The 15,195-nt window shown below is 60.5% G+C and carries 11 protein-coding genes; 5 read left to right on the top strand and 6 right to left on the bottom strand.

The annotated features are described in order from the left end of the window. Nucleotides 1–37 precede the first annotated feature (37 nt). The gene (gene miaE / locus BUB62_RS10890; RefSeq protein WP_073109894.1) at nt 38–667 is read left to right on the top strand and encodes a MiaE family protein; all 630 of its coding nucleotides are present in this window, start codon (nt 38–40) and stop codon (nt 665–667) included. Between the two features lie 180 nt (nt 668–847). Here miaE and BUB62_RS10880 read toward each other — a convergent pair whose 3' ends face one another. Both BUB62_RS10880 and BUB62_RS10875 read right to left on the bottom strand, forming a co-directional pair. Beyond that, nucleotides 848–2,680 (bottom strand): glycoside hydrolase family 2 protein, encoded by a 1,833-nt coding sequence (locus BUB62_RS10880; RefSeq protein ID WP_073109890.1) that lies wholly within the window; start codon nt 2,678–2,680, stop codon nt 848–850. A 207-nt stretch (nt 2,681–2,887) separates the two neighbouring features. Further along, complete coding sequence (locus tag BUB62_RS10875) at nt 2,888–4,165, bottom strand: asparagine synthetase B (protein WP_073109887.1); 1,278 nt, start codon at nt 4,163–4,165, stop codon at nt 2,888–2,890. Between the two features lie 243 nt (nt 4,166–4,408). Between BUB62_RS10875 and BUB62_RS10870 the strand changes: the two genes are divergently transcribed. From BUB62_RS10870 to BUB62_RS10860, 3 genes are all read left to right on the top strand, one after another. Continuing rightward, on the top strand, nt 4,409–5,647 hold the full coding sequence (locus tag BUB62_RS10870) for an ABC transporter permease (protein WP_073109885.1): 1,239 nt from the start codon (nt 4,409–4,411) through the stop codon (nt 5,645–5,647). A 126-nt stretch (nt 5,648–5,773) separates the two neighbouring features. Then, on the top strand, nt 5,774–6,667 hold the full coding sequence (locus BUB62_RS10865; RefSeq protein WP_159437443.1) for a hypothetical protein: 894 nt from the start codon (nt 5,774–5,776) through the stop codon (nt 6,665–6,667). Between the two features lie 43 nt (nt 6,668–6,710). After that, nucleotides 6,711–7,394: a helix-turn-helix transcriptional regulator gene (locus BUB62_RS10860; RefSeq protein ID WP_143164118.1), complete on the top strand. Its 684-nt coding sequence runs from the start codon at nt 6,711–6,713 to the stop codon at nt 7,392–7,394. A 309-nt stretch (nt 7,395–7,703) separates the two neighbouring features. Here BUB62_RS10860 and mtaB read toward each other — a convergent pair whose 3' ends face one another. From mtaB to BUB62_RS10840, 4 genes are all read right to left on the bottom strand, one after another. Then, a complete protein-coding gene (mtaB, locus tag BUB62_RS10855) occupies nt 7,704–9,050 on the bottom strand; it encodes a tRNA (N(6)-L-threonylcarbamoyladenosine(37)-C(2))-methylthiotransferase MtaB (RefSeq protein ID WP_073109878.1) in 1,347 nt (448 codons plus the stop codon). A gap of 153 nt (nt 9,051–9,203) precedes the next feature. Then, the gene (locus BUB62_RS10850; protein ID WP_073109875.1) at nt 9,204–10,013 is read right to left on the bottom strand and encodes a DUF2971 domain-containing protein; all 810 of its coding nucleotides are present in this window, start codon (nt 10,011–10,013) and stop codon (nt 9,204–9,206) included. Between the two features lie 149 nt (nt 10,014–10,162). Continuing rightward, complete coding sequence (locus BUB62_RS10845; protein WP_073109873.1) at nt 10,163–10,564, bottom strand: hypothetical protein; 402 nt, start codon at nt 10,562–10,564, stop codon at nt 10,163–10,165. 83 nt (nt 10,565–10,647) lie between these two features. Next, nucleotides 10,648–12,492 carry an LTA synthase family protein gene (locus BUB62_RS10840; protein ID WP_084539002.1) on the bottom strand — a complete coding sequence of 615 codons (1,845 nt, stop codon included), beginning with the start codon at nt 12,490–12,492 and terminating at the stop codon, nt 10,648–10,650. A 287-nt stretch (nt 12,493–12,779) separates the two neighbouring features. On the opposite strand from BUB62_RS10840, the gene BUB62_RS10835 reads away from it, so the two are divergent. Continuing rightward, complete coding sequence (locus BUB62_RS10835; protein WP_073109872.1) at nt 12,780–14,969, top strand: glutamine synthetase III family protein; 2,190 nt, start codon at nt 12,780–12,782, stop codon at nt 14,967–14,969. The last annotated feature ends 226 nt before the right edge of the window (nt 14,970–15,195 follow it).

The raw sequence follows: 15,195 nt of genomic DNA, 5'->3' as shown, positions 1-15,195 counted from the left end.
AGCCGGCTAGGCAGAACCGATGAAACCCCTTCTCCTTATGGAACCACAGCCCGCCGCCTCCGCCTCCGAGCCCAAGGAAAAAACCATCCTCAAGCTCAAGCTCAATACCGACCCGCGCTGGGTGGATATTGCCAGCAAAAACATCGAGGATATTCTCGTTGATCATGCCTACTGCGAGCAGAAGGCGGCCAGCACCGGTATTTCGCTCATTGTGAAATACCCCGAGAAAACCCGCCTTGTGGACGAGCTGACGGCCCTGGTGGCCGAGGAATGGGCCCACTTCGAGCGGGTGCTGCTGGAGCTGCGCAAGCGCGGCTACGAGCTGGGTCCCCAGCGCCGCGACGAGTACGTGGTGCAGCTGATGACCCACGTGCGCCGCGGCGACCACCGCGACCGGCAGCTGATGGACATGCTGCTCGTGTCGGCGCTGATTGAGGCGCGCAGCTGCGAGCGGTTCAAGCTGCTCTGGCAGCACATTCCCGACCCCGACCTGAGCAAGTTTTACTACGAACTAATGGTGTCGGAGGCCGCCCATTTCGTGGCCTATGTAGACCTGGCCAAGGAATACCGCGACCCCAAGGAAGTGGATGCCCGCCTGCAGGAGCTGCTCAAAATCGAAGGCGAAATCATCACCAACCTCCCCGTGCGCGACGATAGGATGCACTAGGTGATGATGCGCTGCTTGTCATTGCGAGCAAAGCGAAGCAATCCGTCCTCTGAAATGTAAAAAGCCTTGATAAAGCAGAAAGCCCTGACGCACACATACGTCACGGCTTTTCTGTTTATAAAGCTTGGCTCATTGCCCAGGACGGATTGCTTCGCTTTGCTCGCAATGACAATTAGCACATTACCGCGAGTTCAGCAGGCCGGGCGGTACGGCTAGCTCGCCGGTGTGCTGGTCGATGATGCCGTTGCGCTCGTCTTCGATGTTGGTGGCCTGCGTGTACACGTCGCCGGCGATGGGGCGGGCGCGCAGCTCCTGCTTGAACTGGCGGATTTGCTCGGTGCGCTCTTCACCGGCCTCGGGGCCGCCGTAGTTGGCGAAGCCGAAGCCACCCCACTCGCTCACAATCAGCGGCTTCTGGCGGCGGTAGAAGAAAGCGTCGCCCACGATGAGGGGGAAGGCGGCGGTGCCGTCCATCTCGCCCCGCACCAGCCGGTCGAGCAGGTTTTGCCAGTGGGGCATGTCGGGGGTGTAGAGGTGGGCCGTGAGCAGGTCCGATTTCAGGCGACCCTCCTGCGAAATGTGCTGCCAGCCGTCATTATCCACCACCAGAAACTGCGGATGCTCGATAAGCATGAAGTGGTAGGTGTCGATGATGTACTGGCGGGTTTCGGGGTTGGTGGCAATGTCCTGGCAGCCCCAGTCCTCATTATACAGGCTCCAGATGACCACCGAGGGGTGCGACTCAATCAGCATCAGCATGCGCAGCAGCTCCTCGCGGTGATTTTGGCGGCTGCGCGGGCTGGAGGTGTGCGGGCTGGGCACTTCCACCCACAGCAGCAGGCCCAGCTCGTCGGCCAGGTTGTAGATGCGCGGGTCGATGCCGGCAATGTGGACGCGCACCAGGTTGCAGCCCAGCTTCTGCATGGCGTGCATGTGGCGGCGCATCTCCTCGTAAGTAGCCGTGCCGGGCTGGTACAGAATGCCGTCGAGATACGTAGGCTCGTTGTTCAGGTACACGTGGCGGCCCCTGGACTCGATTTTGCGCAGGCCGAAGTGGGTTTCAATCTGGGCCGCGTAGCCGTCGGTGTCAATCAGCTCGGCTACCAGCTGATACAGGTTCGGGGCTTCCGGCGACCAGAGCCGGGCGCCGGGCATTTCCAGTACCACGCGCTGCTGCTTCTGTCCGGCTTCCAGGCGCAACGGAAAATCGGAGGTGAACAGGTGGGGCGTGGCTTTGGCCGCGCCGCGCTCAAACACGCGCAGGCGCAATGTGTAGTGGCCGGGGTCGTGCACGCGGGTGGTCACGTTGAAGCGCACGAGCTGGTCTTCCACCACCGAATCGACGCCGAGGCGGGAGCGGAGGCGGTTGCGCTCCACCATTTCGAGCCACACGCTGCGCACGGCCCCGCTGTAGGTCTGATACCAGATGCCGCCGCGCTTGTAGATGTGCGACTCCTGCTTGCCGCGGGTGGTCTCGGCGTCCATTGTGTCGGCCACGCGCACGGTGAGGCGGTTCACGGGGTGCAGATTTTCTTCGCGCAGCTCGTAGGAAAAAGACGTGTACTCGCCAAAATGCACGTCTTCGCCCTCAATGGTGCGCAGTAGCCGGCCGTTGAGCCACACCCGCGTCTCGTAGCCGCAGGCCCCGAAGGTGAGCTGGAACATGGAGCGCGTGAGCGGCTCGGCAATGGTGGGCAGCGTGAACTCGCGCTCGTACCAGGCCACCACCGTATCCTGCCACATCACGGCCGGCGCGTCGCCTTTGGCCTGGGCCATGTGGGCCTCGATGGAGCCGGGCCAGTGGGCGCTGTGCTCGTAGTCGTGGCCCAGAAACCAGCAGTCACGCAGGCCGGTGTCGTCGGCATCGAGGGCGAATTTCCACTCCCCATCGAGCAGAAAATGGTTGTTGAGGCGCAGCACCGCCCGCGGCAGCGGATTCGGGGCTTCTTCCAGGGCGGCTACGGGCTCTTCCTGGCTGCCGGAGAGGCTGTAGTTGGTGTGCTCGGAGTTCATACGAAGGGGCTAGGGAAACCGCGGCAGACCAACGGGACTGCGCTGGCTAAGATAACTTTCTGTCCGGTTTTTCTGTCGTGCTTCGGGTTGGCCGCCGCCGGCTGGAGGAGCGGATTTCCGGGCCCCAGCAGCCGACAGAAGCAAAAAGCCTCCTTCTCCGCGCAACGGATAAGGAGGCTTGCAAAACCCGGCATGGGCCGGATAGCATCACGTTTTCTGCTTCTTCTTTTTGGCCGCCGGAAACAGGATGTTGTTCAGAATCAGGCGGTAGCCGGGCGAGTTGGGGTGCAGGCTCAGGTCGGTGGGCTCTTCCTCCACCATGTGCTGGTAGTCTTCGGGGTCGTGGCCGCTGTAGTAGGTCCAGGTGCCTTTGCCCAGCGTGCCGTGCATGTAGCGCACCTCGCCGGAAGCCTTGTTGTCGCCCATTATTACCACGTCGGGCTTAATGAGCTGCTTGCGGAAGGCGGTGGTCTGACCCATGAAGCCCTTCACTGTTTTCTCGTGGTTCTGGGTGAGCATGGTGGGCACGGGGTCGTATTTGGCCGAAAACGTGAAGAGCTGGAAGTAGTCGGTGCCTTCGTACACGCCCCGCTCGCCGGGCTGCATGTCAATGTCGGAGTACTCGTATTGGTAGGGGTCGCGCACCAGCTGGAAGTCCTTGAAGGCCAGGGTGCGGTTGAAGTTGAGCTTCTGCTGGGCCTGCGGATCGGCCGGGTCGCCGTCGTACATGCTTTCCACCATATCCACGCCCAGGCCGGCCAGGGCAATGTCGTAGGTGTCGGTAGCGCCGCACATGGCAAATTGGAAGCCGCCGCCGGCAATAAACTCCTGCATTTTTACCGTCACCGCGCCCTTCATCTGGCTTACTTTGCTGAAGCCGTTGCGCTTGGCCGTGGCCTCAGCGTCGCGCTGCTGCTGCTGGTACCAGGGGCGGTTGCGGTAGGTGGCATAAAACTTCCCGTATTCGCCCGTAAAGTCCTCGTGGTGAATGTGCAGCCAGTCGTACTTAGGCAGGTCGCCGTGCAGCACTTCGTCGTCGTAGATCTGGGTGTAGGGGATTTCGGCGTAGGCCAGCACCAGCGTCACGGCATCGTCCCAGGGCTGCTTGCCCTTGGGCGTATACACCGCAATTTTGGGCGCTTTCTCCAGCTTCATCAGGTCCATGTTGGCGTTGGGGTCGGCTATCTGGGCCAGAATACCGGTGTACTGCGCCTCCGAAATCACCTGGTAGGTGATGCCGCGCACGGCCAGCTCGTTTTCCAGCCCCGGCGCTACGGCCGCCGCAAACGAGCCGCCCCGGTAGTTCAGCAGCCAATCGACCTCCACTTCCCGGCCCAGCAGCCAGTAGGCCATGCCGTAGGCTTTCAGATGCTCCTTCTGGGTATTATCCATTGGGATGAAGACGTGGTTGGCCCACGCGGCGGCGGGCTGGCCGAGCCAGGCGGCCAGCAGAAATAAAACGGGCAGAATACGCTTCAGGGCCATCGGGTTCTGCAAAGAGGAAAAAACGAGAGAAAGCAGGGAAATCAACCCTACAACAAACAGACCATTAGAATTCCGTGCCCGTTGCCGCGCCGGCTGCAGGGGCCTAAACAAATGTAGCGAAACCGGGCGGGAGTTTACCCGAAACCGCCTACCTTGCGGCACCGGCCGCTGTTGCCAAAACGCGGTTTTCACCGCCTGCCGCCGGTTTTAATCCTCACCTCCCCGGATTGATTCGCCGCCGCTATGCACCTGCTGGAAAACATCAAGGAAGCCTTCCGCTCCATTCATAGCAACCTGCTGCGCACCGTGCTGACGGCCCTCATTGTGAGCATCGGCATTATGTCGCTGGTGGGCATTCTCACGGCCATCGATGCTATTAAGTACTCGCTGAACGCCACGTTTGCCAGCCTGGGGGCTAATTCGTTCGAGATTAAAGCCAAAGGCTACACCAACCGCTTTCGGCGCGGGGGCGTGCAGGGCAAAACCTACCCGGCCGTCACGTATCTGCAGGCCATGCAGTATAAGCGCCAGATCGGCGACCAGGCCCAGGTGGGCATTTCGGCTTTTATTTCCGGGGCTACCGAGGTGAAGGGCAACGGCCAGAAGACCAACCCCAACATGAACGTGATGGCCGGCGACGAGAACTACCTGCAGATTCAGAGCTACAACCTGGCCGGGGGCCGGGCCTTTTCGCCCGCCGAGCTAGCCAGCGGGGCCAACGTGGCCATTGTGGGCACGGAGGTGAAGGACAAGCTGTTTCCTGGCCAGAGTCCCGTCGATAAGTACATCTATCTGCTGGGTCGCCGCTTTCAGGTGGTGGGCCAGTTGGAAAAAAGCGGCAGCAGCATGGGCGGCGGCGGCGCCGACCGCCTCGTGCTGATCCCGCTGGAAACCGGTAATCAGATGCCCCGCCAGCGCGCCCTCACCTACGACATCAAAACCGCCGCCACCTCGCCCGACAACCTGACCTACCTCACCGGCGAGGCCACCGGCGTGATGCGCGCCGTGCGCCACGACCCGTTGGGCCAGGAAGATTCCTTCGAGGTAGAGGGCAGCGACTCGATGGCCAGCAAGCTCGACTCGTTGTCGGAAAACCTGCGGGTGGGCGGCTTTCTGGTGGGCTTCATCACGCTGCTCGGGGCCAGCATCGCCCTGATGAACATTATGATGGTATCGGTTACGGAGCGCACCCGCGAAATCGGGATCCGCAAGGCGCTGGGCGCAACGGCCCTGCAGATCCGGCAGCAGTTTCTCATCGAAGCCATCGTTATCTGCATGCTCGGCGGCCTGCTGGGCATCCTGCTGGGCGTGGCGATGGGCAACTCCATTTCGCTCTTCATCGGCGAAGGTACGTTCCTGGTGCCCTGGCTCTGGATGACGCTGGGTATGATTATCTGCGTGACGGTGGGGCTGGCCTCGGGCTACTATCCCGCCAGCAAAGCCGCCGCCCTCGACCCGATTGAGAGCCTGCGCTACGAGTAGGAGCGGGCTCCCGTAGGAAGTGAAAACAGCCCGTCATTCCGAGCGCCGCCGGCAAATCTCGCAGGCAGGCAACGGTAATCAGAACAGCTTTATGCACTGGCTGCCACACGGGAGCATTTCTGGCCGATGAAAACACTGGTGCGCTGGCTGCTGGGAGTAGGAGTGGGGTCAGTCGCCCTGCCGCGAGCAGAGGCTCAAGCTATGGCCGGTAGTCAGGCGGTTGTGTATCCGGTAGCCGTTCAGGGCGAAGTGGCGCGTTTTCAGGTGCCCCAGGTGCGCCTGCCCGATGCCGCCGTGGCCCGGTGCATCAACCGGCAGCTCCTGGCTTTCGTCACCGCCGAATTCAGCACCATCGACTCTACGGCCAGCCCCCGGCGGCAGCTGCAGCAGGCGGCGCGGGAATGCTGCTACGATGAGGATACGAAAACCTGGTGGGCCGGCGGATTGGGGCTGAGTGCCACTTCCTACGGCGTTTTGCTCAACCAGAGCTACCTGCTTTCCTTCGCGTTTAGCCGCGACTGGCAGGGCCTCACGGAGCCCGCTACCCAGCACCTCACATTCTGCCTGCGCACCGGCCGGCTCCTGACGCTGCCCGAGCTGGTAGCCGATCCGCCCGCGCAGCTGGAGCGGCGGCTGGGGTTGGCCATCATCCGCCGCCTGCACGACGAGCTGGCTGGCGTAGTGGCCAGCTACGGCGACGACTCCACTCTGATTACCCACGTCGCGCAGCTCTACGGCATCGAGCACTGGAACACCACGCCCCAGGCCGATCAGCGGCTCTATGCCGGCGACGGGGCCGAAGCAGACCCCTACGAATCCCTGTTTTACCTGACCGAATTCGCCCTGCGGCCCGATGCGCTGCTGCTGTTTCACCCGGTGGGCATGTCGCGCCTGGATTTCGAGTTTCTACCCGATGGAGCCTACGTGTTTACCTACGACCGGCTGCAGCCCCGCGGCATTCTGCATTCCCTGGTGAAAGCCGGGCAAGTAAAGAAAAAACCCAGGGGTAAGCTTAAATAGCAAATATTTTTATACATTTGGGGTAATGATAACATTTGGGTATATGGAACAGACGGCAACCGTAGGGCAAAGATTCAACGAGCTTATTGCTCATTTGGGTATATCAAAAAACGCATTTGCCAACTCCCTGGATAAGACTGCGACAGTCATTCAGCATATTGTAGATGAGCGAAATAAACCAGGATTTGACCTTTTGTGTAAAGTGTTTGATGTATATCCAAATGTTTCTAAAGATTGGCTTTTGCAGGGGCAAGGAGCTATGCTGACTACTGCCCCGCAGCCGGGTGATGCAAGCTCGGTAGCAGTAGCAGCGGCCCCGCCGGCAGTGGTTCCTGAAAAGCCCGAGCCGGAAATAGCTTCGCTGCCAGCTTCGTCAGAAAACGTGTCTTTGGCTGCCGTGGTGCCAGTAGCGGTGCCCCCGGCTGCCAAAGAGGCTATGCCGGCAGTCTCTCATACTGAGATGCCGCTTAGCTCCGGGCCAGTACCGCCCGCCGCAGCCGATAATAAAGCGGTGGATAACCAGCCTGTTGTTTTAGCATCCACTCCCGCGCCGACGGCCACCGCAACGCTGGCTGCTTTTGGGCAGGAGAGTTTGCAGGCCGCACTCTATGCCCAGCAGATGGCCCACCAACTGACGGTAGCGGAAATGCGCAACCAACATTTGCTGGAGCAGCAGCGCCTGATGCAGCAGATGCTGGATCTGGTGCAGCGGCAACTGGCCAAATAGCCCAAGTTGCAGCATATCTGTTTTTAACCCCAGCGGGGCAACATATCGGTAGAGAAACGCACATAAAGCATTTCAAAAGCCTCAGCGGGGCGGCACTCTCATTCAACGATTGGTGTCGCCCCGCTGGGGCTTTGGGCCTACTTTAGAGGCGCTTTACTACCGATATGTCGCCCCGCTGGGGCTGGTATGTTCTATTATGCAGCTTGAGTTAGACGGAGGTTGATGGAAAAGTCGAAAATCTCAACTAAAACAAAAGGGTAAAATTAATTCGAGTTTACCCTTTTGTTTTAGTTGAGACCAGGTGCAGCACTAGTGATGAAATAATTCCACGCCCATCTCTTCGGCCTCCATCAGATTCTGCGGGTTCACGGCGGTGAGGCGGAGCAGCTTCATTTCGCCCACTAGCAGCGGGTCGTATTTGGCGGCCACGCGGATGTAGTTCGGCGTGAAGCCTTCCATCTGGCCGTTGGTCACGTCATCTTCAAATAGCACTTCGGTTTCCAGACCTACGTGCTGCTCGTAGAAAAAGCGTTTTTTCTTTTCCGACAGGCCGCGCAGCTGGGTGGTGCGCTCGTGGCGGTGGCGGTCCTGCACGCGGCCGGGCAGCGTGGGGGCCAGCGTGTTTTCGCGCTCCGAGTACGGAAATACGTGCAGGTAGCTCACGTCCAGGTCGTTCAGAAACTGGTAGGTTTCCAGAGAGTCGGCCTCCGTTTCGCCGGGGAAGCCCACGATGACATCGACGCCGATGCAGGCGTGAGGCATCACTTCTTTGATCAGGGCCACGCGCTCCTGGTAGAGCTGGCGGCGGTAGCGGCGGCGCATCAGGCCCAGAATCTTATCGGAGCCCGACTGCAGCGGGATGTGGAAGTGGGGCATAAAGCGCTTCGAGCGGGCCACGAAGCGGATAATCTCATCGGTGAGCAGGTTGGGCTCGCAACTGCTGATGCGGAAGCGGCGGATGCCCTCTACCTCGTCGAGGGCCTGCACGAGGTCGTAGAACGTCTCTTTGCGGGTGCGCTCGGGCCCTTGCAGGCCGAAGTCGCCGAGATTCACGCCGGTCAGCACGATTTCTTTCACGCCGGTTTCGGCCAGCTGCTGCACGCGCTCCACCACGCTCTGCACCGAGTCGGAGCGGCTGTTGCCGCGGGCCAGCGGGATGGTGCAGAAGGAGCAGGAGTAGTCGCAGCCGTCCTGCACTTTGAGGAAGGTGCGCGTCCGGTCGCCGTAGCTGTGGGCGGCGTGAAACTCGGTGGCCGCCGAAATGGGGGAGGCGTAGACCTGGCCGGGCTGGCCGGCGGCGGGCTTCTCGAAGCCGGCCAGAATATCCACCAGCTGAAACTTCTCGGCCGCGCCCAACACGGCGTGCACACCGGGAATCTCGGAAATCTCCTGGGGCTTGAGCTGCGCGTAGCACCCCACGATGGTCACAAATGCCTCGGGGTTGTGCTTCAGGGCCTCTTTCACCACCTTGCGGCACTTGCGGTCGGCGTGGTCGGTGACGGAGCAGGTGTTGATGACGTAGATGTCGGCCGCGTCTTCGAAGGCTACTTTGCGGAAGCCGCGCTCCTCAAACTGTCGGCCGATGGCCGAGGTTTCGGAGAAGTTGAGCTTGCAGCCCAGCGTGTAGAAGGCAACTTTCTTGGTTTCCATGTCCATAAGCAAGGCCGCAAAGATACGGCGGCAGCGGCAGGTTTCCGGTAGGGCGATGGTGGAGTTGGAACATGGGGCTAGAAAGCGCTGCTTTGGGCCGGGCTACCTCATGGGGCAGCTTACTGAAGAAGATACATTCTTTCGGGCTTTTTTACAAGATCAACCTCTAAGCTGGTCGAAGTCTAAAGCAAACTCTCCTCGGCGCAGTTTCACCTTGAGCACTGTGGCATGCGGGTACCTCTCATCCATGAGTTTGAGTAGTCGCTGCTGATGATCGTCTGAAATTTTACAACCTAGCACTACCTCGGTGATTAATTCTGATTTGAAGGCTGCTTTTTCTGGTCCTTTGAACATGGTCAGGCGTACTTCCTTCTCATACGCCCAAATGCTCGACTTTACATTCAACATTTTGATCAGTGTAGCCTGCTTAGTTAATGCATTCGATGCTTTAGGAGGTAGGATAACGGGATACTCGTCCTCGTACCTTACTCGCCCTAGCAAGAAGCCTTGATTATCTTTCCAGACTTGTAGCATCTCCTTGGGATCAAATCCAATGGCGAATCCGGAGTGGTTATTCCCATAGTGCGACCAGAGCAAGATATTGCCCCGATCAGGACATACACAGAACATTCGGGTATGTTGGGTCAAGTTCTCTGTCCAGGTTTTGTTAGCGCGGTCATGCTGTTCTGGATCGTTCATGCTTTCCATCACCTGCGCTACGCGTGGCGCTCGCAGATTGCTCCCCTCGTTAGGGTACTTCGCTCTGATGTAATCTGCAACTATCTTACGCTGCTCGTCTTCTGATACTAAATCGAAACGGATGAGAATGTTAGAATCGAAAGGATCATTAAAGGAGCTAGGCGTAGGAAAGTACAGCTCTTGGTTCTCTAAAATGCCCCAATTGCGCTCATAACAAGCATCACGATATTTATAAAGTATCCCTAAATCAATTATGTCTTGTTCAGTCATTATCGTAGTTTTTTCACTTGATTTCAACAGTTTCTTCTGTAATCTTCCTCATAAGGTAGGCCAATCAAAAGCATAACTTTGCCCTTTAGACCTCTCCAACAACTCCCTCCCGGCGAAAAGAACCTGACAGAAGCCCAATCAACCAGAATCTAAAGCCGCGTTTCGGAAGCAGCCGAATCCGTCGCTAGCCCGGCCTTGCTTAGCCGCTCCCGCACCAAGTCCATCAAACCGGGCAAATCGGTCTGGTTTAGCTCCTGCGGGGTCAGGAAGGGCTGCCAGCTGCCGCCCGCAGTGCGTAGAAACGCGGCGGGCAGGGGCTGGCTGGCCAGCTCGGGGTGCCGGGTGGGCAATTCGTCGCGGTGCAGGAACGTGGGCGTGATGGGCAGCTGCTGCAGAAACTCGCGCCACTCGGGCTGCATGCGCACGCCGTAGGTGAGGGCGCACAGCGAGCAGGCATACGTGCGCGGCGAAAGGGTCTTGTGCAGCAGATCCAGCACGGCGTTGCCCAGCCCGGAATCGGCGTTGTAGACGAATAGGAGGGTTTCGGGCATGGGAAGTTGAGCGACGGTATTTCCCGCAGAGGAGCGCGGAGGTTTCGCGGAGGAGCGCAGAGGGCTTGCGCCTTTTTCCAGCGCTACTTACGCAGAAAATCCTCGAATGAAGCCTGCTCGTAGGCCTGGCCCTGGCGCAGGTGCGTGGTGTCGCCGGAGGTGAGGCGGCGGCCGATGTTGTCGTAGGTGAGGCGGCTGGTGGCGGTCAGGAAGCCGAAGCCGTCGGTGAAGCAGTAGAAGGCGAAGGGCTGGCGCACGGGGCGCAGCAGGTCGTAGCCCCACTTATAGGCCGTGGTGGGCAGGCCGAGCTGGGCCAATAGCGTGGGGGCCACGTCGGTCTGGGAGCCGAACGTAGCCACCACCCGGCCGCGGGCTTCGGGGCGCAGGGCCCCGCCGGCCAGCACCAGCGGAATGTGGAATTTGCCGGGACTTTCGATGGCATCGTTGCCGGGCAGATGGTGGCCGTGGTCGGCTACGAGCACGAGCAGCGTGTTGTCCCACCAAGGCTGTTGGCGGGCCGTGCGCAGAAAGCGGCCCAGCGCCCAGTCGGTATAAAATACGGAGTTGCGAAACAGCGCCGCTTCGTCGGTGCCCCGGAATTTGCGCGGAATCGGCACGTCGAAGGGCTCGTGGCTGCTGAGGGTGAAGGCAGTGACGAAAAACGGCGGCCGCTGGGTTTTCAGGTCCGTCAGGATGCGGTCGAACAGCACGTGGTCGTGCGCGCCCCACTTGCTGTTCTGCTGATTTAGCGGGAAGTCGGCGCGCTCGGTGAGCTGGTCGTAGCCGGCCGTTACGAGGTAGCTTTTCATGTTGGCAAAGGCCAGCTCGCCCCCATAATAGTAGTGCGAGGCGTAGCCCGCCTGCTTCAGCGACTGGCACAGGTGCGGCAGCCGCTCCGTTTTGCGCGGATACTTGATGATGCTGGTGGTGGGCTGGTTGGGATAGCCGCTGAGCAACGACACAAGGCCCTTCTGGCTGCGGTCGCCGGCCGCGTAGAGGTTGGTGAATAGTACTCCGGTGCGGGCCAGGCTGTCCAGGTTCGGGGTCACGTTCGGCTCGCCGCCCGTGCCGGCCACCAGCTTGGCCGTGAAGCTTTCCAGAATGATAAATACCACGTTGGGGCGCGGCACCCGCAGCAGGCGGGCCGCGGCGGTATCAGCCACCGGGGCCGGCGCGTAGAGCTGCCGCACCGTGCGCGCGGCCACCGAATCGGGCATCGTTTGGTACTGATTGGGGCCGCCGCTCTGCAGGAAAAGCGAGTTGACGATGTTCCAGGGCACGTTTACGGCCGCGTGGTTGGCGAAGGGCCGGGCCGAGAAATACACGTCGCTCTGGTTGACCGGAATCTGCTGCACGCCGCCGCGCAGGGGCACGGCCAGCAGCGCCAGATACAGCAGCCCCGCCAGCGCGGCCCGGCCGCGCCCGAAGCCCGGCGGCAGCGCGGGCAGCCGGCCGCACACCTTACTATAGAGCGCCCAGCCCGCGGCCAGCAGGCCCAGCAGCACCGCGGCCAGCGGGAGCAGGGGCGCGCTACCGGCCGAGGCCGCCATTTCGGCCGGCGAATCGAGGTATTGCAGCGGGGTGGAGTCGAGGCGGAAGCCCCAGGCGCGGTACAGCTCCAGATCGGCAACCGTGAAAAACGCCGCCACAATGCCCGCCACGGCGGTATAGAAGCGCAGGAGCCGGTCGAGGGGAAAGCGGGCGGGCAGCAGGCTGCCCGCCGTGAGCAGAAAGAACGGGATAATGCTCAGGTAGGCAGTGGCCGAGGCATCGAGGCGCAGGCCGTAGCCAAACACGCGCAGCAGCTCGCCCCTGGACAAGGCAGCGGCTTTGGGCCAGTGGTAGAGCAGGAAGACGGCCTTCGCCGCCATAAAAAAGACCAGCCAGCACAGAAAATAGCGCAGCTGGAAGGCAAAGCGGTTTCTCACCCGGCAAAGGTAGCCGCAGATTCGCCCCGATGGAAGGCCGGGACCGGAATCCTGCCGGTCACGCCGCAAAGGAGCGGGGTCAACCACTGCGCGGTGAAAAAGAGGGGGTGGTACTTGCTGAAAATTATGCTTTCCCGGAATATGACCTTCCGAAGTTGGGCTTATGTGCAAGCGGACGACATGTTTTAGGCAAATTGACTTAAAAAATTAGGGTGTTTTTGGAAAAAGTATCTGGCGTATCGTATTTTTGCCCTGCATAAGCCACTTCCTTCGTCTTACTCCTCTCAATGGCCATTCTACGCTTCAAAGCACTTGAACTTGTTGACCAGCGCAAGCCGGTAGCCGTTATTTCTACCGGCGAGCGTCGCTCCGACACTTTTGGTAAAAACGTGTTTAACCTGGAGGCCATGCGGGCCAACATGCCGGGCGAGTATTTCAAGAAGCTGCAGTCGGCGACCAAGCAGGGCACGCCGGTGGAGCGTTCCGTGGCCGATGCGGTGGCTTCGGCCATGAAAACCTGGGCCATGGCCAAGGGCGCTACCCACTACACGCACTGGTTTCAGCCCCTGACGGGCTCCACGGCCGAAAAGCACGACTCGTTCTTCGACCTGAACTCCGACGGCCGGCCGATTGAGAACTTCAAGGGTTCGGCGCTGGTGCAGCAGGAGCCCGATGCCTCGTCGTTCCCGAACGGCGGCATCCGCAACACCTTCGAGGCCCGCGGCTACACCGCCTGGGACCCCACTTCCCCCGCCTTCATCATCGAGACGGCCGGCGCCAAAACCCTGTGCATCCCGACCATCTTCGTAGCCTACACCGGCGAGGCGCTGGACTATAAAGCCCCGCTGCTCAAGTCGTTGGCGGTGCTGGAGCAGGCCGCGCTGGACGTGTGCCAGTACTTCGACAAGGACGTGAACCGCGTGTCGACCACGCTGGGCATTGAGCAGGAATACTTCGTGGTGGACAAGGCGCTGTTTGATGCCCGCCCCGACCTGGTGATGACCGGCCGCACGCTGTTTGGGCACGCGCCGGCCAAGGGCCAGCAGCTGGAAGACCACTATTTTGGCTCCATTCCGAGCCGCGTGCACGCCTTCATGCTCGACTTCGAGGAAGAGGCCAACCGCCTCGGCATCCCGCTGCGCACCCGCCACAACGAGGTGGCCCCCAACCAGTACGAGTGCGCCCCAACTTTCGAGGATGCCAACCTGGCCGTGGACCACAACCAGCTCCTGATGGACATCATGGACCGCGTGGCCGAGGTACACAACTTCAAGGTGCTGCTGCACGAGAAGCCCTACGCCGGCGTGAACGGCTCGGGCAAGCACAACAACTGGGCCCTGAGCACCGATACGGGCGTGAACCTGCTGGCCCCCGGCCGCCGGCCCAAGGAAAACCTGCAGTTCCTGGCCTTCTTCATTGCCACCATCACGGCCGTGCACCGCTACGGCGATTTGCTGCGCGCCAGCATCGCCTCGGCCTCCAACGACCACCGCCTTGGGGCCAACGAAGCGCCGCCGGCCATCATGTCGGTATTCGTGGGCTCGCAGCTGGACAGCGTGCTCAACGAGCTGGAGCGCACCGCCACCGTGCCCCTCGACAAGGGCGACAACATCTACCTCAAGCTCGGCATCGACAAGATTCCGGCCATTCTGCTCGACAACACCGACCGCAACCGCACCTCGCCCTTCGCCTTCACCGGCAACAAGTTCGAGTTCCGGGCCGTGGGCTCGTCGGCCAACTGCTCCTCGTCGATGACGGTGCTGAACACCATTGTAGCCGAGCAGCTCATTGAGTTCAAAGCTTCCGTGGATGCCCGCATCGAGCAGGGCAAGAAGAAGGAAGTGGCCATCGTGGAAGTGCTGCGTGAGTACGTTATTGCTTCCAAAGACATCCGCTTCGAGGGCAACGGCTACTCCGACGAGTGGAAGGACGAAGCCGCTCAGCGCGGCCTGAGCAACATCCCGACCACGCCGCAGGCCCTGGATGCCTTCATCCGCGAGGATGCCGCCGCGCTGTTCGACCGGCACCGCATTTTCTCGCACGTGGAGCTGCACGCCCGCCACGAGATTCTGCTGGAAGACTACATCAAGAAAATCCAGATTGAGAGCCGCACGATGGGCGATTTGGCCATCAACCACATCATCCCGACGGCGGTGGCCTACCAAACCAAGCTCATCACCAACGTGCGCGGCCTGCGCGAGCTGGGCCTCGACGACGAGCACTCGCAGGTGACGGTGGACACCATCAAGGCCATTTCGCGCCACATCAGCACCATCAAAACGCAGGTGGACGAGATGGTGCAGGCCCGCAAGGTGGCCAACAAGCTGGAAGACACCCGTGACCGCGCCATTGCCTACTGCGACACGGTAAAAACGCATTTCGACACCATCCGCCGCTCCGTGGATAAGCTGGAGCTGATGGTGGCCGATGAGGACTGGCCGCTGGTGAAGTACCGGGAACTGATGTTCCGGCACTAACAGCGGTTAGAATCGGGCCGGAGTTGGGTGGGAATTTTTCTCCGCCCCGATTTCATTAAGAGCCGTTCCGGGTGGGGCGGCTTTTTTTGTGCCCGATTTTAGATAATGCTACTGCTTGTAAATCAACTTGTAAGCCGTGCGGACGCGGCGTAGGTTAGCTCCGAATATTAGAGTTGCCTGATACTGGCCCGCTTTTTGGAATTTTGGCTATCACACTTCCCATCTC

This window comes from Hymenobacter daecheongensis DSM 21074 (genome assembly GCF_900141805.1).
GTDB classification, from domain to species: domain Bacteria; phylum Bacteroidota; class Bacteroidia; order Cytophagales; family Hymenobacteraceae; genus Hymenobacter; species Hymenobacter daecheongensis.
Note: the sequence above shows the minus strand (reverse complement) of the source record. Positions and strands in the feature narration are given on the sequence as shown.